The sequence below is a fragment of the Rhizobium sp. Leaf262 genome, from assembly GCF_001422245.1.
In the GTDB taxonomy this organism is placed as follows: Bacteria; Pseudomonadota; Alphaproteobacteria; order Rhizobiales; family Rhizobiaceae; genus Agrobacterium.
On sequence record NZ_LMMM01000002.1, the window covers coordinates 79580 to 99390 of the forward strand.

A 19811-nucleotide genomic window follows, 5' to 3' on the forward strand; every position below is an offset into this window, starting at 1 on the left:
GGCACGGATTGGGGACATGGATACCAAAGGGTGACCACGATGAAACCGGGAAGCAATGAGGCTGAATGGCGTGAGGACTGTGCGCCCAGACGCGTGCTGGAATTGTTCTCGACCAAATGGACGAGCATGATCCTGCATGCGCTGCATAAGCTGCATGATGGCGCCGCCCGCACCGGTGTGCTGGAACGTAGCCTGCCGGGCATTTCCAAGAAGATGCTGACGCAGACCTTGAAGGAAATGGAGCGCACCGGCCTGATAACACGGCATGTGCACGCGACCAGACCGCCCGCTGTGGAATACAGGCTGACGCCGCTTGGAGAGAGATTCATCGAACCGGTGGAGATGCTTTATGCCTGGGGCAGGGATAATGCCGATGCGCTGGATGCTCTCGGTGAGCGCTCTACGTCGCGGCGTTAAGCCTTGGCCGCCAGCCACAGCGTATGGCGCGCCCCGCCGCGTTTGCCATTTGCGCGAACACTGATCTCGTCTGTCGCAAAACCGGCCTGCCGCAAACGGCGGGTGAAGGCGGCATCCGGCCCTGAAGACCAGACCGCGAGGATGCCCTTCGGGCGCAATGCTGCTCTAGCGGCTTCGAGACCCTCTGGATCGTAAAGGCTGTCATTGGAAGGCCGCGACAGGCCATCCGGGCCGTTATCGACATCCAGCAGAATGGCGTCATAGGCCGCCTTCTTCGAGCGGATGAGCGCACCGACATCGCCGACATGAATATCGACGCGGGCATCGTCCAGCGTACCCTTATGCAGATCGGCCATCGGCCCGCGTGCCCACTTCACCACCGCTGGCACCAGTTCCGCCACGGTCACGCGGGCATCTGAAGGCAGGGCGCCGAGAGCTGCGCGCAGGGTAAAACCCATGCCAAGCCCGCCGATCAGCATGCTCGGATTCGCACGCCCCGCAATGCGTTCGCAGGAGAGCGTCGCCAAGGCCTCTTCCGAGCCGCTCAAGCGGCTGTTCATCAATTCGTTTGAACCCAGCATGATGGAAAATTCCTGGCCGCGCTGCTTCAGGCGCAGTTCGGTGCCATCACCGGGAATGGCTGCACGGTCCAGTTCTATCCAAGGAAGCATCTGATATCTCGCTGTTTGATGGCGCGGGTTTACACGGGCTGGGTGGCGAGAACAACAGGGCAGGGCGCAGACCGTGCACAAGTCACGCGCGAGGACCTTCGCGGCAGAAAGCAACCTTGCCAGCGCGTGCGTTTTTTGATCTGGGATGATGACCGCCTTTTCTCCGTGCCAGAGCCCCGCCATGCTAAAAGAATTCTCCCTTCAAAGCCTGTTCATGGGCCTGCTGACGGCCTTCGTCGGCTTTGCCAGCTCTTTTGCCGTGGTGCTGCAGGGGTTGAAGGGTGTCGGCGCGACGGATTTCGAGGCGGCATCCGGGTTGATGGCACTGTCGGTTTCCGTTGGGCTCTGCGCCATCTTCCTTTCCGCAATAACGCGACTTCCCATCAGCATTGCATGGTCTACGCCGGGTGGCGCGCTTCTGGCGGCGACAGGGGTGATCAAGGGTGGTTTTCCCGCGGCCGTGGGCGCGTTCATCATCTGCGCGGTGCTGATCATCATCGCAGGTCTGTTCAGGCCGCTCGGGCGGGCTGTGGCTTCTATTCCCACACCGCTAGCCAATGCCATGCTGTCCGGCGTCATTATCGGCCTGTGTTTTGCACCCATCAAGGCCATCGGCTTCAACCCGTTGCTCGGCCTGCCGATCATTCTGGCTTGGATCGTCGTTGGCGCTTTCAAGCGCCTGTTTGCCGTGCCAGCAGCCCTTGCCGCCTTCGTGCTGGTGATGATCTTTGGCGTCGATATTCCGGCGGGCGCTCTCGATAGCGTCGCGCAATCGCTTGTTCCGCCGATGGAATTCGTACTGCCGGTGTTCAACCTGCAAGCACTGATTTCCATTGCGCTGCCGCTGTTCATCGTCACCATGGCCTCGCAGAATATTCCCGGCATCGCCGTTCTGAAGGTCAACAATTACGATCCGCAGCCGGGGCAGTTGTTTGCCACGACCGGCCTGTTCTCGCTTCTCGCCGCGCCTTTCGGCGGCCACGCCGTCAACCTCGCCGCCATCACCGCTGCCATGTGCGCAGGCGAAGATGCCCATCCAGACCCCAAGCGCCGTTACTGGGCAGTCGTCGTCAGCGGCGTCGGCTATGTGATCTTCGGCCTTCTGGCCGGCGCGGTCACCGCCTTCGTTGCCTTGGCACCGCCCATCCTCATTCAGGCGGTGGCAGGGCTTGCTCTGGTCGGAGCTTTCTCCGGCTCAGCCGTCGCCGCCTTCAAAGACCCCGAAACCCGAGAAGCCGCCGCCATAACCTTCCTCATCACCGCATCGGGTCTATCTTTTGGTGGTATTTCTGGGGCGTTTTGGGGCCTGCTGGGCGGTGGGTTGATGATGGCTTTGCAGCGTGTGGTGAAGCGTGACCAGGTATAGAAACTGTATAAATTTTATACTATATTGCTATGAAATTTGAATTTGACCCTGCAAAGAGCGCAAGCAACAAAGACAAGCACGGAATCGATTTCGTGCAGGCCAAGCAGTTATGGCTTGACGACTTTGGTCTGACGATCATGGCCAAACAGGTCGATGAGGAGCGTATTGCCCTGATTGCGCAGTTGGAAGGAAAGCTATGGTTGGCCGTGCACACTTTGCGGCAGGGACAAATCCGAATCATTTCAGTGCGCCGCGCCCGCCCGAACGAAAGGCAGTATTATGAAGACTATAAGCGCCAAAGAATTCGACAGGATGTTCGATGACGGTGAGGATATAAGTGAGTATCTTGACTTTGCGACCGCGCGCCATCTTAATCTGGAGCCCAAGCGGGTGAACATCGATTTTCCAAGTTGGGTCGTGCAAGGTTTGGATGACGAGGCGAAACGTCTTGGTGTCACGCGGCAATCGTTGGTGAAGCTGTGGATCGCCGAAAAGCTTGAAGCACATCGCCATACAAAATAGATCAATGATCGCACAGAAGCTGACTTGCCAGATCAAAAACCGCTGTTTATACAAATCAACATGACCATTCGCACCGCAACCATTTCAGGCATGAGCGCGCAGTTTTCTGCGAACGGCCAGCCATGCGGTGCACTCTCGCTTCTTAGCCTCGACCTTACACGCGGTTGCCGGGTCCAGTGAGGAGCGCCCGGCGGCCGAAAGCCCGCTGGTGCCAATGCTCCTCAACTCGAAATCTCACTTTATACTGGATTTAAGGCCCGTTTGGGCGCGCATCTGCCAAGGCTTTTTCAGCCGCGATGCGTGGAAGGAGCAAGATTATGGACGCCAAGACCTCTCAGATTTTCAAGGGCATGCCGGACGCGAACGTGAAGTATCGCCCATACCCTGTCATCGATATCAAGGACCGCACGTGGCCTTCGAAAACCATCGATAAGGCACCGATCTGGTGTTCGGTCGATTTGCGTGATGGCAACCAGTCGCTGGTCAACCCCATGGGGCATGACCGCAAGGCGCGCATGTTCAAGCTGTTGCTGGAAATGGGCTTCAAGGAAATCGAAATTGGTTTCCCATCCGCTTCGCAGACGGATTTCGACTTTGCCCGCTGGTGTGTTGAGCAGGGCGGTGTGCCTGAAGATGTGTCGTTGCAGGTGCTGGTTCAATGCCGCCCGGAACTGATCACGCGGACCTTCGAATCGCTGGAAGGCGCCAAGAACCCGATCATCCATTTCTACAATTCCACCTCCGAATTGCAGCGCCGCGTGGTGTTCGGCAAGGATGTGCACGGCATCAAGCAGATCGCCGTCGATGCCGCCAAGATGATCACCGATATGGCGGCCAAGGCCGGTGGCGGTTACCGCTTCGAATATTCGCCGGAAAGCTTTACCGGCACGGAGCTGGAAGTAGCGCTGGAAATCTGCAACGCGGTTGTGGAAGTGGTAAAGCCCACGGCTGACAACAAGCTGATTCTGAATCTGCCTTCCACCGTTGAGATGGCGACGCCCAACATTTACGCCGACCAGATCGAGTGGATGTGCCGCAACATCGACAAACGTGAAAACGTCATCATTTCCCTGCATCCGCACAATGACCGCGGCACCGGCATCGCCGCGACCGAGCTGGGCCTGATGGCAGGTGCCGACCGCGTGGAAGGCACGCTGTTCGGCAATGGCGAGCGCACCGGCAACGTCGATGTCGTGACGCTGGCGCTGAACATGTACACGCAGGGTGTCGACCCGGAACTGGATTGCCGCGATATCGAGCGCATCAAGTCCGTCTATGAATATTCCAACGAGATGACGATCCCCGAGCGTCATCCTTACGTGGGTGAACTGGTCTACACGGCCTTCTCCGGCTCGCATCAGGATGCGATCAACAAGGGCATGAAGGCGATCAAGGTTGCCAACCATCCCGTTTGGGAAGTGCCTTATCTGCCCATCGACCCGAAGGATGTCGGTCGCTCCTACGAGGCGATCATTCGTATCAACTCGCAGTCCGGCAAGGGCGGCATCGCCTATATTCTCCAGCAGGATTACGGCATCAACCTGCCACGCAATTTGCAAGTCGAATTCCGCGAGGAGATTCAGCGCATTACCGATGAAGAGGGCGTTGAACTGCCAGCTAAACGCATCCACGAGCGCTTTATCGAACAGTACGTGACGCAGCCCGACGCCCGCATCAAGTTCGTGGATCACCACACCTATCCGGCGGGTGATTTCAAGGGTGTGCGCGTGGTGGCAGCCGAAATCACCGACAAGGGCGAGATCAAGCGCATCGAGGGCAAGGGAACCGGCCCCATCGATGGCTTCATCAACGCGCTGTCCACCTACCTCGGCATCGATCTCTCGGTGAATGACTACTCCGAACACTCGCTGCAACACGGCTCCAACGCCTCGGCCATCGCTTATGTCGAGATGGAGCATCCCGGTGGCAAGCTGTTTGGTGCAGGCATCAACACCAACATCGTGGCTGCTTCGCTGGAGGCCATTGTTTCGGCGGCTAACCGGGTGTTGGAAGAGCGGTCGGCTAAGGCCTGAGACAACATGCAAGGTTCCAGTCGATTTTACGTCATGCTCGGGCTTGTCCCGAGCATCTAACCACCTTTGATGTCGTGGTTCGTTAGATCGTCGGCACAAGGCCGAGGATGACGTAAAGTTCGCTGTGCTACGCTTTCTCCGAAGTGTAAAATGCAGTTAAGGGGAACCCCTCACTCATCATCCCCTTGTTCTACCGGATTGCTGAAACCCAGCGGTCGGCCATTATTGTAAAACACCCGCACGTCTTCCAGTTCGATGCCGGTGGCCTTTTCGTTGAGGCCATAGCGTTCGCAGGTTACGTTCCAGGTGCCGGGGCCGCCGTCTATGTGGAAGAGGTTGTAACCGGCGCGGGGTTTATGGCTGCCAGGGCCTTGGGAGGCGGAGGCGATGCCGACGACGGGGGTGTGGTCGCGGCCGCGATGGGTGTTCAGCCAGTAGACCGTGTTGAGGTGGGTGTGACCGTGCAGCACGAGTTCCGCGCCTCCGGTGCCGATGGCTGCGGCAAAGCGGCGTATGCCGATCATGCGTTTGTGGGTGGAGGCAGCGCCGCGGATGGGCGGGTGGTGGATCATGACCACCCGGAACAGCCCCTGTTCTCCCGCTTTACGTAGCAGTTCCGCGGTGGCTCTGGCCTGTCTGCGGCCAAAATAGCCGGTGGCGGAGAAGGGTGGCGTCGCAATAGACGTCGAGCAGCCAATCATGGCCACCGGGCCGCGCACGCGCATATAGGGGAAAATCTTGCGGTCTTCGTCCCAGTCTTCCGCATCGCCGTCACCGCGCACATAGGAATACCAGGCGGCCATGGCCTTGTCATGCGCGCCGGGAACATAGGCGTCGTGATTGCCGGGAACGACGGAAATCTTGAGCGGATCGCCCACTTCTTCCAGCCAGTCTGCGGCGGCACGAATTTCAATGCCTGTCGCAAGATTGACGAGATCGCCGGTGATGGCAACATGGTCGGGAGCTTTGCTTTCCATGTCGTCCACCACCTTTTCCAGCGTATCGCTGAAAAGATGCTTGCGGCGGTTGAGACGCCAGTTCACAAAGCCGAGAATGCGCTTGGAGGCAAGTTCGCGGAAAGTGAGCTTCGGCAGCGGGCCGAGATGAATATCGGAGATGTGGGCGAGTTTGAACATGCATCCAGCCATAACGTATGAAATCTTGAGCGTCCAACCCAAAACCCCTGTTTTTCAATGAGATAAAGGAGAGTTGAGCGTTGGGTGAAAACCATGTCAGCGGGCAAGGGTTCCGGGATTTGTTTCGGAATGTCGCAAAGCGTGCCCTGCATGTCTTTTTCTTTGTCCGCCGGGGCATGACGCTTGGCGTGCGTGCCGCCTGTTTCGATGCACAGGGGCGGGTGTTTCTGGTGCGGCACACCTATATCTCCGGCTGGCATATGCCTGGCGGCGGTGTAGAGCGTGGCGAGACGGGCTTACAGGCGCTTCACAAAGAAATCCGAGAGGAAGGCAATCTTGTCGCTGCCTCCAGCCCGCAGCTTTTTCATGTCTATTTCAACAATCGCACCAGCGACCGCGACCATATTCTGTTCTACAGGCTCGAGGTGACGCAGACGGCTCCGAAAGTACCAGACCGGGAAATCAGCGAAAGCGGGTTCTTTCCGCTGAATGCTCTGCCCGAGGGAACGACGGGTGCCACCCGCCGCCGCCTCGCAGAACTGGCGGGCGAAACGCCGCCGGATGACTACTGGTAGGCCTTAGCCCAGCCTTTCGCGGTCATGCGCCTTGTCCAGCTCAAGCTCCGGGCCGATGGGCACGATGCCGGTGGGGTTGATGGTCTTGTGGCTGCGGTAATAATGGTCCTTGATGTGGCGTATATCGACCGTCTCTGGAATGCCTGATGTCTGGTAGAGATCGCGCAGATATCCGGTCAGGTTCTGATAGTCGTGAATGCGGCGAATGTTGCATTTGAAATGGCCGACATAGACAGGGTCGAACCTGACAAGCGTGGTGAACAGCCGCCAATCCGCTTCCGTCTGCTGGGCACCCAACAGAAAGCGTTTGTCTTCAAGACGCGCTTCCAGCAGGTCCAAAGTCTCGAAAACCTTGGTAGCAGCTTCCGCATAGGCTTCCTGCGTGGTGGCAAAGCCAGCCTTGTAGACGCCGTTATTGACAGTGTCGTAGATGACGTCATTGAGCTTATCGATCTCGGCCTGCAACGGCTCAGGGTAATAATCATCCTGCGATCCCGTCAGCGCATTAAAGGCGCTGTTGAACATGCGGATGATCTCTGCCGATTCATTCGAGACGATGGTGTTTTTCTGCCTGTCCCAGAGCACAGGCACGGTTACGCGGCCGGAATAGGTTGGATCTGCCTTGGTATAGACCTGCCACATTGCCGAGGAGCCGAAGAGATGATCTTCCGTGGCGCCTGGGGTGCGCTCATCCGCCGGTTTGAACTCCCAGCCATTTTCTAGCATCAGCGGATCGACAACCGAAACGGAAATAAGGTCTTCCAACTTCTTCAGCTTGCGGAAGATCAGCGTGCGATGCGCCCAGGGACAGGCCAATGAAACATAGAGATGGTAGCGATCTTTCTCGGCTTTGAAACCAGCTTTTCCGGAGGGGCTGGCTTGCCCATCTGCGGTAATCCAGTTGCGAAACTGTGAGGCGCTGCGCTTGAAATGGCCCTTGGTTTCCTTGGTGTCGTACCAGACGTCTTTCCAGACACCCTCAACCAGCATACCCATCGCGCGTTCTCCTTCATGTTGTTGCAAACACTGTAAGCCATGGCTTTGCGGGAAGTGAACCCAAAAGGCAGTGACCAGTGCGTTCGTATCACACTCACATTATTGAATGGCCAAGCTCTGGATTTGTTCTGGACGGGTCGGAATTTTCCTGATATCCGCGTTTATCACAATTCTGAGGGAATTCTGTTTTATGACCGCAACACGGATGCTCCGACGACGCTGACGCTTCGAACGCCTTAACCGGCGCAGCCGTCACATCGCCCTATCCGTATTCAACGTTCCGGTCTCTCCATGTCCAAGCACGAACTGGTCTACCTCACCGAAGACGCGTCTCATGACGCCGTTATCGAACTCATCAATGCAGAAGCTTTCGGCCCGGGTCGGCACACCCGCGCCGCTGCTCGCATCCGCGAGCAGGGCCCGCACGACCGTTCGATTTCCTATATCTGCGCCGACGACGGCGAGACGATTGCATCCGTTCGCATGACACCGGTTCTGGCTGGCGGCGTGAAGGGTCATATGCTCGGGCCGCTGGCTGTACGGCCATCGCATAAGAACATGGGCATAGGCCGTGAACTGGTGCGCATCGCCATCGCCGCGGCCAAACGTAAGGGCTCGGAAGCCGTCATTCTCATCGGCGATCCGCCTTATTACATGCCGCTGGGTTTCGAGAAGGTGGCCTATGCAGCGCTGGATTTCCCCGGTCCTGTCGATATGAACCGGGTGCTTGTCGTGCCGCTGGCGGCTGATACGCATGAGCGGCTGAAGGGCAAGATCGGCTGGCGGAAGTGTGAGGAAGCTGTTGTTGTGGAAGAAACGGTCGCAGAGCGTCTTCTCGCTGTGGGCTGACGGCTTGAACTCACATGAGTAGAAGTAAGGCCGCCGCCATGGCGGCCTTTTACTTTGGGCAGTACGCCTCGAACCGATAATTTTCTCCGTCGCGCCTGATACGTCCAATGCCGGGGAACGGCAGGTGCGCCGCGGCGATGAGATAGCCCTCATCAGCGGCCTGTGCAAAGGCTGCGGCGCGGGAAATGGCTGCGTTCGGTTGATCGTAGTCGAAGTCTATGGTGACGGTGGGATCAGCAAACTGGACGCTGTCGCCATGGACAATATCACCGACGAAAACGATGCTATTCTCTCCGGTATCAAAGCGGACGCAAAGATGACCGGGTGTATGTCCGGGGCGCAGGCTGGCGCTGAAACCGGGCAGAATCTCGCCGTTGTCTTCGAAAATCGTAACGCGATTTTCCGCTTTATAGGGATCGATGGTCGCATGAGCGCGACCAATCTGGCCTTTTACTTTCTCCGTGACACCGGGAGCTCTATCAGCACCTTCTGACAGCCAGAAGGCCGCTTCTGTCTTCCCAATATGAAGTTTCGCGTTTTTGAAGACCGGTTTGCCATCGGCAATCAAACCGCCGGAATGATCTGCATGAATGTGGGTCAGGATGATATCGTCGATAGCATCGGGCGAGATGCCCAGGGTTTTGAGCGCTGCTGGCAGTTTGCCGTGGTCAGGCCCGAAAAGTGCACCGGAACCGGTGTCGATCATGATCTTCCGGCCATCGGTCTCGATCAGAAATGCGTTGACCGAAAGTTCGCCGGGGGCGCCTGGAAATTTTTCAGGGGTGGGCTGATCGGAGTTCAGCCGATAAAGATTGGCGACGGGGACAGTCAGAATGCCGTCGCAAAATGCAGTGATCCGGGCTTCGCCCAGCGTGATTGTGAAAGCCGTAAAAGAACTGGTGTCAGACATGATTTTTCCGTGACGATACAAAAGATTTCTTCAAATAGGTAAGAGATCCAATATCGCTGAAATTCTCGATCTGGCCGAAGATTTCATAGCCACATTTCTGGTAGATCGCCAGCGCATCCGGGTTAATCGTATCGATGTAAGCGCCGATGCAACCGCGTTTGCGGGCTTCGTCTTCCGCCATAGCTAGCAGCCTGGAGCCAAGGCCTTGGCCGCGCAGGGTTTCGGGGATGAAGAGTAGCCGCGTGTAGAGCCAGCCGCGGGCGGTGTGGCCGCAGAGGCCGCCGGTCACGGTGCCTGCGTCATCACGCAGGGAGATGACGAGTTCCTGCCAGTCGCTGGGGCCGAAGCGGTTGATGTTGTAGTCTTTGAGAGCCGACAGAATGGCCGCTTCGCTGTCCTTGTCGCCTTCCTGGCTGATGGTGATGCGTGGTTCCATTACCTACCTTCACGCCACCAGAGCGCAGAAAATGCCATCAGCAAAGCGGCAAGACCGGCGAAGCCGGCAAACAGCGGCAGGGTGTTGACGCCCTTCAGTACGGTTTCATCGGTGAGGCGAATGAGCATGCGGTCATTGTCGGCCACGCGCACATCGCCACGCACGGGCAGGATATCCGGCAGCACGACGCGGCCATTGTCGTTGACGACGCGGTGGATGCTGCCTTTTGTAGCATCGACAATCGGCTTCAACGTTTCCGTGGTTGAAATCATCGCCTTGAACTCGGGTGCATCGACGGCACCGACATGGACCAGCGTGGTGAAATCGCCATTGGTGATTTCGTAGAGGCCGGTTTCGTCCATGCGGCGTTCGATCTTGTAGAGACCGGGCTCGGTTTGCGTAAAGGCCATCGTCTCGGTCTTGCCGGTGGGGAATTTGACCGTGGCATTACCGGGATTGTCGCCGATGGTCTGGCGGGTGATTTCCAGCGTGCGACCATTGGCGCGGGCGGTCAGCGCTTCTTCCTCAAGCTCCGGCTCCTTCATCAGCCAATGGGCGATGCGACGGTAGAGGCCCACATGCGGGCCGCCGCCTTCAAAGCCGCGCGCCCAGAGCCAACCCTGATCAGACAGCAGCATGGCGACACGGCCTTCGCCCTGACGGTTCAGCACCAGCAGCGGGTCTTGGCCATCGCCCAGCATCACGGTCTGGCCCTGTGGTGGCTCGACGCCCACGGTGCGGAACCAGCGGCCCCATTGCGGAGGCTCTTCGGCAGAGCCTTCCAGACCGCGTGTGACCGGGTGCTTCTTGCCCGCTTCCGACAGGCGAGGGTAGAAGGCCGACTGATGCATTTCGCCGGTGGGCTGCGCGGGCAGCACGGAGGCAAGCGGCGTCATGGCGATGGAATCCTGCCCTGCATGTTCGGGACCAGCGGCAATCAGAAGCGCGCCACCCTTTTCGACATACTGGGCGATGTAGTCATAATAGAGAATCGGCAACACGCCGCGATGCTGGTAGCGGTCGAAGATGATGAGGTCGAAATCCTCGATCTTCTCGACAAACAGTTCACGCGTCGGGAAAGCAATCAGCGATAACTCGTTGATCGGCGTGCCATCCTGCTTTTCCGGCGGGCGCAGAATGGTGAAATGGACGAGATCGACGGAGGTGTCGGATTTCAGCAGGTTGCGCCAGGCGCGCTCACCGGCATGGGGCTCGCCTGAGACAAGAAGCACACGCAGGTTCTGGCGGATGCCTTCGATGACGTGAACGGCGCGGTTGTTGCTGGTGGTGACTTCGCCCGGAAGCTCCGCCACGGAAAATTCCATGACGTTGTTGCCGCCGCGCGGAACCTTGAAGCTGAAGGGCAGGGGCTGGCCGGGCGTGGCTTCGAGCGTGGCGATCTCTTCGCCATTCATCTTGACCGTGACTTCCGCCTGGCCACCTTGGGCGCGACCGTCATCGAAGACACGCAGCGTCAGCTCCTGCTGCTCGTTAACGATGCCGAAGCGCGGCGCGCGTACCACTTCGATGCGTCGGTCGAACTCTTCCGCCCGCCCAGTAATCAGGCCATGGATCGGGGCCTTGAAGCCAAGCGTCTGTTCGATGTTCGGCGTAACATTAGGGATGTCATGGATCTGGCCATCACTGAGGAAAATCGCGCCGCCAACGCGTGACGGTGAGACATCCGATACGGCTGCGGCGAGCGACGAAAACAGATTGGTGGCCGGGGCATCGCTGTTGGGGTCGTTCTGGACTTCCACGATGCGCGGTTCGATGCGGGGGAAACGAGCGAGGCGTTCACGAAGGGTGGCCAGCGCCTGATCCGTCTGTTCAGGCCGCTGCTGCACATCCTGGCTCTGCGAACGGTCCACGATGACAGGGACGATAGTGGAAAGCGGATCGCGCTCCTCATTGGTCAGAAGCGGGTTGGAAATGGCCAGAAGAAGCGCTGCCAGCGCCAAGCCACGCAGCCACGCACCGCGCACGCCGCGCCACAGGCCGATGATGGCCAGCACGAAGGCTGCGGCGGCGAGAATGCCGATGACGATCCACGGCAGGAAGGGCGCAAAGGTCAGTGTCATGTCATTGCCCCAACCGCTGGAGGATATCGGGCACATGCACCTGATCGGCCTTGTAGTTGCCGGTGAGCATATACATCATGATGTTGACGCCGGTGCGGAAGGCATGTTCGCGCTGCACTTCATCCGGCGGCACGGTGGGTAAAACGGGCGCGCCGTTGGAATCAATGGCCCAAGCGCCAGCAAAATCATTGCTGGTGATGATGATGGGCGACACGCCGTCACCGGAAGAGGAAATGCCTGATGTCGTCTTTGCCGCATCCTGCCGCGATTCCACCCACAGCGGACTGCCGGAATACCGACCGGGGAAGTTGTTCAGCAGGTAGAAGGAGCGCGTCAGCACATGGTCCTTCGGCACAGGCTCCAGCGGCGGAATATCGACATTGGCGAGGATTTCCTGAAGGCGCTGGCCGTTGGCACTGATATTGCCGCCACTGTCCAGCGACGAAAACTGGTCGCGCGTGTCGAACAGTACCGTGCCGCCCGCGCGCATATAGGCATCGATGCGGGAAATGGCGGCTGTCGACGGCATAGGGGCTGTGGCGGAAATCGGCCAGTAGATGATGGGGTAGAAGGACAACTCATCCTTGGAGATATCCAGCCCCACCGGTTGGCCCGGCTCCAGCGTCGTGCGCCATGTCATGAACTCGGTCAGCCCCTGCAAGCCCTGTTCGGAAATGCGGTCGACATCATCTTCTCCGGTGCGGACATAGGCGAGATGGGTCGTGTCCAGCCGCTCGAAAATCGCCTCATCACCCGGTTTCGGGTCGTCGGCGCGCGCTGTGTTTGGCGAGAACACCGTAAGGCCAGCAGCAAAGGTCAGCAGGATGGCGGCGGCGGATGAGCGGGCGCGGGGCAGGCGCGAGAAGACGCCGTGCATGAAGAGAACGATGAGCGTGTCGGCAAAAAGCATCAAAAGAGCCACAATGAAGAGGGCAGGGCGCAGCGATTTGGCAGCTTCGCCAACCAGACCTTCACGGGTGGTCGCGGTTCCCGCAAGCGAGGTGTCGATTGGGCGCAGCGTCGCGTCCGGCGGCAGCAGGTTGAGCGCAACGAAACCGGATTCCGTACCATAAAGGCCGGGCGGATTATCGAAGCTGGCGCGGGGCGGCTGGCCGGGCTTGACCTCCAGGGGGCGGGCGGTGCCGATTTCCGGCGATAGCGAACCGGTTGCGGTCAGCAGGCGATAGGGCGGTAGCGCTGCGGCAGGCGCGTTGGCGGAAGCCGAGGAGCCACCGACCTGAGACAGCTGAACGATACGGCGCAGCATTTCCACGAAATGGCCGGAGATCGGCAAATCCGACCAGCTGGCCTCGGCGCTCACATGGAAGAGAACGATGCGGCCCGCATCCACATTGCGGGTGGTGACCAGCGGCGTGCCATCGGCAAGGCTTGCCCATGTGCGCTCAGCCAGATCAGGGGTCGGCTCGGCCAGAACCTGGCGCTTGATGTGAATGCCATCTGCTCTCGGCATGCCGGCGAAGGGGCCGAAATTCGGGAAATCGGCCAGCGGTTGAGGCTCCGCCCAAGACAGCGCACCGCCAAGAGCACGCTCGCCCTGACGCAGGGTCACAGGCACAAGAGGATCATCGGCAGGGGCGGCGGCAAGGCGCGGGCCTGCAAAACGGATGAGCGTGCCGCCACGCGACAGCCAACGCTCGATGGGCGCATAAGTCTCCTGCGGCAGACGACCGATATCGGCCATGACGATGACGGACGGGTTGGATTGCAGCAGTTCGGGAATGGCGACGGCGAGATCGGCCTGACGCTGCGGCACCAGATCGACATAGGGCTGAAGCGCGCGGCTGATATAGAACAGCGGCTGAAGCAACGGCTGGAAATCATTGCCGGTTTCACCTGCCAGCAGCGCCACGCGACGGCGGCGGAAGCCGTCATCCAGCAGATGCACGGAGCCTGCGGTAGACAGCCGGTCGATGGACAGGCGGGCAAAATCGTTGCGAAGCTCGAAAGGCGCGCTCAAAACGGCGGTGGTTTCGGCAGCACCCGGCGCGAATGTGGCGCTATCGCTGGCCAGCACGCGTCCCTGGCTGTCCTGCGCATTGATGGTGAGATTGGCGGGGCCGCTTGTTTCCAGTCGTGACAGTTTGACCGTCATGGTCTCGGCACCGTTTTCAGCGCCGGTAATGGCGGCAATGGCCTGTCCATCGCCTTCCACGACACGAAACTCGGCGGCCTGCATGGTAGAGAGGTTGCTCAGCGCAGCGCGGTCATCCGGCGTGGCAACGCCGTCGGTAATATAGGCAAGCGTGCCGGGTGCTGTGCCGTTCATGGCTTCGATGACGGCTTCTGCGGTGCGCACGCGGTCCGGCACCAGAGGCTGCGGTTTGGCGGCTGCGAGCTTTTCCAGCGCTGCTGCGGTTGTGCCGGGTTCGGCATCGTGATCGCGGTCGGCGGTAAAGGCGATGGCGACGGGGCGTTCGGCCCGCTCGGCATCGCCGATCAGCGCTTCCGCCGTGCGCATGCGGCGGTCCCAATCCGGTGCTGCGGCCCAACCGTTGTCCACGATCAGCACCAGCGGGCCGCTGCCTGCCAGCGTGTTGTTGCGCGGGTTGATGACGGGATCGGCCAGCGCGAAAATGACGGCGGCGGCCAACAGCATGCGCAGCAGCGTCAGCCACCAAGGGCTTTTGGAGGGCGTTTCTTCGCGCTTCAATACCGTTGCGAGAATGCGCAGCGGCGGAAAGACTTCCGCCTTCGGGCGCGGCGGTGTCAGCCGCAGCAGCCACCAGATGGCGGGCAGCGCCAGAAGGCCGAACAGAATAAAGGGGCTGGTGAACACGAAGGGCAGGGTGCTCATGTCCGGCCTCCGTTCTTGCCACCCACCGGCGCGCCGGAGAGATACATGTGCATGGTAACCAGCGCTTCGGATGCCAGATGGTCGGTGCGGTGGAAGACGAAGTTCCAGCCCAGACGACGCAGGGACGAGGACATGGCATCCCGTCGCGCGAGATAGGCGCGGGTGTAGTCATCGCGAATGGTTTCGGCGCGGCCGGAGGTCAGCTTTTCGCCGGTCTCCGGGTCGGAAAACTCGGTGCGCCCGCTATAGGGAAAGACCTCTTCGGCGGGGTCGGCAATTTCCACGACATGGCCGCGCAGGCCACGGCGGGCCAGCGGCGACAGGCGCTCCATGACGGTCGTCGCGTCATCCAGAAAGTCTCCAATCAGCACGATATCGCTGGAGCCACGGATCATCGACGTGTCCGGCAGGCCGGTGGTGGCGGGGGCGTGCATGATGGCCGTTGCTAAACGTTCGGCGGCATTGCGGGCTGACACCGGCTCCATGATGCCGGGGCAGCCGATGCGCTCGCCGGAGCGGGCGAGAATTTCCGCCAGCGCCAGCATCAGCACCAGCGCGCGGCTTTCCTTGGAAACGGAACCGAGCGTGGATTTGAACATCATCGATGGCGAAAGATCGGCCCAGAGCCAGATGGTGTGGGCGGCTTCCCATTCCCGGTCGCGGACATAGGTATGGTCGTCACGGGCGGAGCGGCGCCAGTCGATGCGCGACAGGCTTTCGCCATCCGCGTAGGGCCGGAACTGCCAGAAATTTTCGCCGATGCCGCGTTTGCGGCGGCCATGCCAGCCTGCTGTCACAGTGTTGGCAATGCGTTTTGCCTCGACCATGCAATCTGGCACCAGAGCGGCACGCTGGCGCGCACGGGCAAGCACGTCACTGCCGGGCGTTTGCTCTACGATCTGGCCGATGGATGCCACATGCACTCCTTAAAATCCGACCCTTGAACGGTCAGTTCCTGGCCTGCTCCACGAGGCCCGCAATAACGTCGCGAACCGACATGCCTTCCGCCCGCGCTGCAAATGTCAGCGCCATGCGGTGTTCCAGAACAGGCTCTGCCAGCGCGTAGATATCATCCAGCGAGGGTGCGAGACGGCCTTCGTAAAGCGCGCGCGCACGGGCCGTGAGCATCAGCGACTGGCCGGCACGCGGTCCTGGTCCCCATGCAACGTTCTTGTCGGTCAATTTGTTGCCATGGCCGGGGCGGGCGGAGCGCACCAATGCAAGAATGGCATCCACCACCTTGTCGCTGACCGGCATCTGGCGAATGAGCGTTTGGATTTCGACGAGACGGTCGCCTTCGATCATGCGGCGGGCCTCGCCCGATGCCGTGCCTGTGGTGTCAAGCAGGATCTGGCGTTCGGCGGCAAGATCGGGGTAATCGACATCGACCTGAAGCAGGAAACGGTCGAGCTGGGCTTCCGGCAGCGGATAGGTGCCTTCCTGCTCCAGCGGGTTCTGGGTGGCGAGAACATGGAAAGGCTTGGGCAGGTCGAAACGCTGGCCAGCGACGGTAATGTGATATTCCTGCATGGCCTGCAAAAGGGCGGACTGGGTACGTGGGGAAGCACGGTTGATTTCATCCGCCATCAGCAGCTGGCCGAAGATCGGTCCCTTGATGAAGCGGAACGAGCGGCGACCGCTTTCATCCTGATCCATGACTTCGGAGCCGAGAATATCTGAGGGCATCAGGTCGGGTGTGAACTGAATGCGGTTTGCGTCGAGCCCGAGGACTGTACCCAGCGTCGTCACGAGCTTTGTCTTGGCGAGGCCGGGAACACCGATCAGCAGCGCATGGCCGCCGGACAGAATGGCGAGAAGCGTGTTCTGCACCACTTTTTCCTGACCGAAGATGACCTTGGAAACTTCCGCCCTGACAGCCGCGATATCCGACAGCGCCTTTTCGGCAGCGGCAATGATCGCCTTTTCGTCGAGGGTTTCGCTGGTATTCATCATGCCCATATCGCTCTCCTCAAACTAAAGACGCGCATCGTCTCGTCACCGGTATCACTCGCATACAGGACGCATTTGGCGCTGCCTATAGCTTATTGCCATCTGGCCCGCTGACAAGCATCCTTTGAATGACTATCTCGTTACCCATGTCAGAGACTTCAATAGGTGACAAAGCGGGGCTCGAATATGGCGGTTGAGACGATAAATTCGGCGAAAGATGCAGCAGGGCTTGCCGCGATGATTTCCCACGCAGCCGAGCAGACGGGCGACAAAAGCCGTGGGCCGGCCCCCGTCGAGCGCTGGAACCCGCCCTTTTGCGGCGATCTGGATATGGAAATCCGCGCCGATGGCACATGGTTCTACATGGGCACACCCATTGGCCGGGCCCCGCTTGTGCGGCTGTTTTCCACCGTTTTGCGCAAGGATGAGGACGGCAAGACCTACCTTGTAACACCTGTGGAAAAAGTCGGCATCCGCGTGGTGGACGCGCCTTTCATCGCTGTCGAGATGAATGTGGGCGAAAAAGATGACGCACCGCTTCTGACCTTCCGCACGAATGTGGGTGATGTGGTGGAAGTCGGTGCGGAGCATCCGCTGCGTTTCGAAATCAGTGGAGAAAACAAGGAGTTGAAGCCCTATCTTCTGGTGCGTGGGCGGCTGGAGGCGCTTGTCTCGCGCGCTGTGATGTATGATCTGGTGGAGCTGGGTGAAGTGATTGAAATCGATGGAGAAGACATGTTTGCCGTACGCTCTGGCGGAGAGATCTTTCCTATCATGCCCGCAGCTGAATTAAGTGAATTGTCAAAATGATACTATATGCATTGCAGGCCCTCAAACGCTCCTCATTCCTGTGCTCGTCACAGGAATCCAGCCGCCGTGCGTCTGCACGGCATGAGGAGTCTTTCAGCCCACGACTGGGCTGGCTAGATTCCTGTGACGAGCACAGGAATGAGGGACGTTTGGGCGGTTTTACCTGCCATGGATGATCTCTCATTTTTTTCCGCCGCCGACTTCCGGCGTCGCGTGCTTTCGGATGGCGAGGGCGTGGCCGAGCGGGAGGACGCTGATCATGGCGACCATGTTCTCAACCCCGGTGTGCGGCTGACGGGTGAAGGCATTCGCCTGAAAGATGCCGCCGTGCTGGTTCCTGTTGTGGATTATGGCGATGAGGCGCGCGTCATATTTACCCAGCGCACGGCGACGCTTCGTAAGCATTCCGGCCAGATTTCTTTTCCCGGCGGCGGTATCGATAAGGAAGACCGCTCGCCGGAGGATGCTGCCCTTCGCGAGACGGAAGAAGAAATTGGCCTGTCCCGTTCTTATGTCGAGACGGTGGGGCGCTTGCCGGATTATATTTCTGGCACGGGTTTCCGTATCAAACCGGTGCTGTCAGTGGTCAAACCCGGCTTCGATCTTACCCTCAACCCGACTGAAGTGGACGAGGTCTTCGAGGTGCCGCTGTCATTTCTGATGAACCCGAAAAATCACAAGCGCGGTAGCCGCATCTTTCAGGGGAAGGAGCGGTTTTTCTACGAAATGCCCTATGGCGAGCGTTACATTTGGGGCATTACGGCGGGCATCATGCGCAGCATTTACGAAAGGTTTTATTCATGAGCAACATTGCCGGACAGGACTGGTTTTCAAAACCTAGTCTTCAGCGGATTTTGGCGCTTTTGAATGCCGATGGCGGTGAAGGCCGCATCGTGGGCGGTGCCGTACGCAACGCGCTGATGGGTATGCCCGTGGGCGATATCGACATGGCAACCACGCTGCCGCCGCAGGATGTGGTTGAGCGCGCCAAGGATGCGGGCATCAAGGCTGTGCCGACGGGCATCGAACACGGCACGGTAACGCTGGTTCTGGATGGCGAAGGTTTCGAAGTCACCACGCTGCGTCGCGACGTGGAAACCGATGGCCGCCATGCGCAAGTGGCTTTCGGCACCGACTGGGCCGAAGATGCGCAGCGGCGTGACCTGACGATCAATGCTCTCTACGCCGATGCTTCTGGCGATGTGATCGACTTGATCGGCGGTCTGCCGGATATCGAGAAGCGCAATGTGCGCTTCATTGGCGATGCCGACCAGCGCGTTGCCGAAGATTATCTGCGCATTCTGCGGTTCTTCCGCTTCTTCGCCCATTACGGTTCAGGCCGACCCGATGCCGATGGGCTGCGGGCGAGTGCACGCGCCAAGGACAAGATTTCGACGCTCTCGGCAGAGCGCGTCTGGAGCGAAATGAAGAAGCTGCTGGCCGCAGACGATCCATCGCGCGCACTGTTGTGGATGCGCCAGTCTGGCGTTCTCACGCAGATTCTGCCGGAAACGGAGAAGTGGGGTATCGATGCCATCCATGGGCTGGTCGCGGCAGAGCAGGCACTGGGCTGGAAGCCGGATGCGCTGGTGCGGCTTGCCGCCATTGTGCCGACGGATGTGGAGCGGGTGGAGGCGATGACGTTCCGGCTGCGCATGTCGAACGCGGAGGGCAAGCGCCTGAAGCAATGGGCGTCATCGCCGGTCGTCGATCCTGCCATGACCGATGCGGCCTTTGATCGTCTGCTGTACCGACAGGGTGTGGAAGGCGTTGTCTTGCGGCTTAAGCTGGCGCTTGCGGCTGCGCGGGCCGATGTTTCGGCAGGAGAGGCGGCGATGCAGAAGATTGCGCGCTTCTCGACCTTGCTGGAGCGCGCTCAGAAATTCCAGCGCCCGATCTTTCCTCTGACCGGTGCCGACGTGCTGGCAGCCGGTGTTGTACCTGGTCCGAGAGTGGGTGTGATTTTGAGCGAGCTTGAGGAGAAGTGGATCGAGTTCAACTTCTCAATGGACCGGGCAGCTTTGACCGCCCGGCTGGAAAAGGCCCTCAACAATCAGGCCTGAATGGTGCTTTCATCGCGAATGCGGGTCTTGATGTTCTCGACCATGTTTTCGCGGATGACGGTTTCGCCGTGTGCCTGACGAAGATGGTCCACCGTGCGGCGCACGACTTCTGCGTCCTCGTCAGCGCGTGTGTGCCATTCACAACCCGGCACCAGGGTTCCACATTCAAACAATCTCATCA

20 protein-coding genes are annotated in these 19811 nt (G+C 59.6%); 10 read left to right on the forward strand and 10 right to left on the reverse strand.

The window, feature by feature from the left end:
* The first annotated feature begins 39 nt into the window (after positions 1-39).
* On the forward strand, positions 40-417 hold the full coding sequence (locus ASF29_RS03975; protein WP_062448821.1) for a helix-turn-helix domain-containing protein: 378 nt from the start codon (positions 40-42) through the stop codon (positions 415-417).
* Here ASF29_RS03975 and ASF29_RS03980 read toward each other — a convergent pair.
* Positions 414-1088, reverse strand: a complete 675-nt coding sequence (locus ASF29_RS03980; protein WP_062448823.1) for an MnmC family methyltransferase — start codon at positions 1086-1088, stop codon at positions 414-416. The genes ASF29_RS03975 and ASF29_RS03980 overlap by 4 nt on opposite strands.
* A gap of 181 nt (positions 1089-1269) precedes the next feature.
* On the opposite strand from ASF29_RS03980, the gene ASF29_RS03985 reads away from it, so the two are divergent.
* The 4 genes from ASF29_RS03985 (at position 1270) to leuA (ending at position 5009) form a co-directional block, all read left to right on the forward strand.
* Positions 1270-2454 carry a benzoate/H(+) symporter BenE family transporter gene (locus ASF29_RS03985; protein WP_062448825.1) on the forward strand — a complete coding sequence of 395 codons (1185 nt, stop codon included), beginning with the start codon at positions 1270-1272 and terminating at the stop codon, positions 2452-2454.
* 29 nt (positions 2455-2483) lie between these two features.
* Positions 2484-2777 carry a BrnT family toxin gene (locus tag ASF29_RS03990; RefSeq protein ID WP_062448827.1) on the forward strand — a complete coding sequence of 98 codons (294 nt, stop codon included), beginning with the start codon at positions 2484-2486 and terminating at the stop codon, positions 2775-2777.
* Positions 2743-2976, forward strand: a complete 234-nt coding sequence (locus ASF29_RS03995; protein ID WP_062449023.1) for a CopG family antitoxin — start codon at positions 2743-2745, stop codon at positions 2974-2976. Before ASF29_RS03990 ends, ASF29_RS03995 begins: the two co-directional genes overlap by 35 nt.
* A 317-nt stretch (positions 2977-3293) precedes the next feature.
* Positions 3294-5009 (forward strand): 2-isopropylmalate synthase, encoded by a 1716-nt coding sequence (gene leuA / locus ASF29_RS04000; RefSeq protein WP_062448829.1) that lies wholly within the window; start codon positions 3294-3296, stop codon positions 5007-5009.
* Between the two features lie 170 nt (positions 5010-5179).
* Here the strand turns inward: leuA and ASF29_RS04005 are convergent, their stop codons facing one another.
* Positions 5180-6145, reverse strand: a complete 966-nt coding sequence (locus tag ASF29_RS04005) for a metallophosphoesterase (protein ID WP_062449025.1) — start codon at positions 6143-6145, stop codon at positions 5180-5182.
* Positions 6146-6321: 176 nt separating this feature from the next.
* Between ASF29_RS04005 and ASF29_RS04010 the strand changes: the two genes are divergently transcribed.
* On the forward strand, positions 6322-6720 hold the full coding sequence (locus ASF29_RS04010) for an NUDIX domain-containing protein (protein ID WP_082453380.1): 399 nt from the start codon (positions 6322-6324) through the stop codon (positions 6718-6720).
* Positions 6721-6723: 3 nt separating this feature from the next.
* Here the strand turns inward: ASF29_RS04010 and ASF29_RS04015 are convergent, their stop codons facing one another.
* Positions 6724-7716, reverse strand: coding sequence for a glutathione S-transferase family protein (locus tag ASF29_RS04015; RefSeq protein WP_062448830.1), 993 nt, complete (start codon positions 7714-7716; stop codon positions 6724-6726).
* A gap of 291 nt (positions 7717-8007) precedes the next feature.
* On the opposite strand from ASF29_RS04015, the gene ASF29_RS04025 reads away from it, so the two are divergent.
* Positions 8008-8565, forward strand: a complete 558-nt coding sequence (locus ASF29_RS04025) for an N-acetyltransferase (RefSeq protein WP_062448834.1) — start codon at positions 8008-8010, stop codon at positions 8563-8565.
* Positions 8566-8614: 49 nt separating this feature from the next.
* Here the strand turns inward: ASF29_RS04025 and ASF29_RS04030 are convergent, their stop codons facing one another.
* Genes ASF29_RS04030 through ASF29_RS04055 form a run of 6 tightly spaced genes read right to left on the reverse strand, consistent with a single transcriptional unit; the run spans position 8615 to position 16766 of the window.
* Positions 8615-9475, reverse strand: a complete 861-nt coding sequence (locus ASF29_RS04030) for an MBL fold metallo-hydrolase (protein ID WP_062448836.1) — start codon at positions 9473-9475, stop codon at positions 8615-8617.
* Positions 9468-9911 (reverse strand): GNAT family N-acetyltransferase, encoded by a 444-nt coding sequence (locus ASF29_RS04035; protein ID WP_062448837.1) that lies wholly within the window; start codon positions 9909-9911, stop codon positions 9468-9470. The genes ASF29_RS04030 and ASF29_RS04035 overlap by 8 nt, the downstream gene beginning before the upstream one ends.
* A complete protein-coding gene (locus ASF29_RS04040) occupies positions 9911-11992 on the reverse strand; it encodes a hypothetical protein (protein WP_062448839.1) in 2082 nt (693 codons plus the stop codon). Before ASF29_RS04040 ends, ASF29_RS04035 begins: the two co-directional genes overlap by 1 nt.
* A gap of 1 nt (position 11993) precedes the next feature.
* Positions 11994-14807 carry a DUF4159 domain-containing protein gene (locus ASF29_RS04045; RefSeq protein ID WP_062448840.1) on the reverse strand — a complete coding sequence of 938 codons (2814 nt, stop codon included), beginning with the start codon at positions 14805-14807 and terminating at the stop codon, positions 11994-11996.
* Positions 14804-15724: a DUF58 domain-containing protein gene (locus ASF29_RS04050; protein WP_062448842.1), complete on the reverse strand. Its 921-nt coding sequence runs from the start codon at positions 15722-15724 to the stop codon at positions 14804-14806. Before ASF29_RS04050 ends, ASF29_RS04045 begins: the two co-directional genes overlap by 4 nt.
* Before the next feature lie 31 nt (positions 15725-15755).
* Positions 15756-16766 (reverse strand): MoxR family ATPase, encoded by a 1011-nt coding sequence (locus ASF29_RS04055; protein WP_062448843.1) that lies wholly within the window; start codon positions 16764-16766, stop codon positions 15756-15758.
* A gap of 177 nt (positions 16767-16943) precedes the next feature.
* Here ASF29_RS04055 and ASF29_RS04060 point away from each other — a divergent pair, with 177 nt between their 5' ends.
* The 3 genes from ASF29_RS04060 (at position 16944) to ASF29_RS04070 (ending at position 19630) form a co-directional block, all read left to right on the forward strand.
* Positions 16944-17567, forward strand: coding sequence for a DUF1285 domain-containing protein (locus tag ASF29_RS04060; RefSeq protein ID WP_062448845.1), 624 nt, complete (start codon positions 16944-16946; stop codon positions 17565-17567).
* Between the two features lie 168 nt (positions 17568-17735).
* Positions 17736-18371, forward strand: coding sequence for a CoA pyrophosphatase (locus ASF29_RS04065; RefSeq protein ID WP_062448847.1), 636 nt, complete (start codon positions 17736-17738; stop codon positions 18369-18371).
* Positions 18368-19630, forward strand: coding sequence for a CCA tRNA nucleotidyltransferase (locus tag ASF29_RS04070; RefSeq protein WP_062448849.1), 1263 nt, complete (start codon positions 18368-18370; stop codon positions 19628-19630). The genes ASF29_RS04065 and ASF29_RS04070 overlap by 4 nt, the downstream gene beginning before the upstream one ends.
* Here ASF29_RS04070 and ASF29_RS04075 read toward each other — a convergent pair.
* Positions 19621-19809 carry a DUF1059 domain-containing protein gene (locus ASF29_RS04075; RefSeq protein WP_062448851.1) on the reverse strand — a complete coding sequence of 63 codons (189 nt, stop codon included), beginning with the start codon at positions 19807-19809 and terminating at the stop codon, positions 19621-19623. The genes ASF29_RS04070 and ASF29_RS04075 overlap by 10 nt on opposite strands.
* Between the last annotated feature and the right edge of the window lie 2 nt (positions 19810-19811).

Excerpts from the sequence above, each read along its gene's own strand:
- ASF29_RS03975 (WP_062448821.1), top strand. The coding sequence starts at position 40 with ATGAAACCGGGAAGCAATGAGGCTGAATGGCGTGAGGACTGTGCGCCC.
- ASF29_RS03980 (WP_062448823.1), bottom strand. The coding sequence starts at position 1,088 with ATGCTTCCTTGGATAGAACTGGACCGTGCAGCCATTCCCGGTGATGGC.
- ASF29_RS03985 (WP_062448825.1), top strand. The coding sequence starts at position 1,270 with ATGCTAAAAGAATTCTCCCTTCAAAGCCTGTTCATGGGCCTGCTGACG.
- ASF29_RS03990 (WP_062448827.1), top strand. The coding sequence starts at position 2,484 with ATGAAATTTGAATTTGACCCTGCAAAGAGCGCAAGCAACAAAGACAAG.
- leuA (WP_062448829.1), top strand. The coding sequence starts at position 3,294 with ATGGACGCCAAGACCTCTCAGATTTTCAAGGGCATGCCGGACGCGAAC.
- ASF29_RS04005 (WP_062449025.1), bottom strand. The coding sequence starts at position 6,145 with ATGTTCAAACTCGCCCACATCTCCGATATTCATCTCGGCCCGCTGCCG.
- ASF29_RS04010 (WP_082453380.1), top strand. The coding sequence starts at position 6,322 with ATGACGCTTGGCGTGCGTGCCGCCTGTTTCGATGCACAGGGGCGGGTG.
- ASF29_RS04015 (WP_062448830.1), bottom strand. The coding sequence starts at position 7,716 with ATGGGTATGCTGGTTGAGGGTGTCTGGAAAGACGTCTGGTACGACACC.
- ASF29_RS04025 (WP_062448834.1), top strand. The coding sequence starts at position 8,008 with ATGTCCAAGCACGAACTGGTCTACCTCACCGAAGACGCGTCTCATGAC.
- ASF29_RS04030 (WP_062448836.1), bottom strand. The coding sequence starts at position 9,475 with ATGTCTGACACCAGTTCTTTTACGGCTTTCACAATCACGCTGGGCGAA.
- ASF29_RS04035 (WP_062448837.1), bottom strand. The coding sequence starts at position 9,911 with ATGGAACCACGCATCACCATCAGCCAGGAAGGCGACAAGGACAGCGAA.
- ASF29_RS04040 (WP_062448839.1), bottom strand. The coding sequence starts at position 11,992 with ATGACACTGACCTTTGCGCCCTTCCTGCCGTGGATCGTCATCGGCATT.
- ASF29_RS04045 (WP_062448840.1), bottom strand. The coding sequence starts at position 14,807 with ATGAGCACCCTGCCCTTCGTGTTCACCAGCCCCTTTATTCTGTTCGGC.
- ASF29_RS04055 (WP_062448843.1), bottom strand. The coding sequence starts at position 16,766 with ATGGGCATGATGAATACCAGCGAAACCCTCGACGAAAAGGCGATCATT.
- ASF29_RS04060 (WP_062448845.1), top strand. The coding sequence starts at position 16,944 with ATGGCGGTTGAGACGATAAATTCGGCGAAAGATGCAGCAGGGCTTGCC.
- ASF29_RS04065 (WP_062448847.1), top strand. The coding sequence starts at position 17,736 with ATGGATGATCTCTCATTTTTTTCCGCCGCCGACTTCCGGCGTCGCGTG.
- ASF29_RS04070 (WP_062448849.1), top strand. The coding sequence starts at position 18,368 with ATGAGCAACATTGCCGGACAGGACTGGTTTTCAAAACCTAGTCTTCAG.
- ASF29_RS04075 (WP_062448851.1), bottom strand. The coding sequence starts at position 19,809 with ATGAGATTGTTTGAATGTGGAACCCTGGTGCCGGGTTGTGAATGGCAC.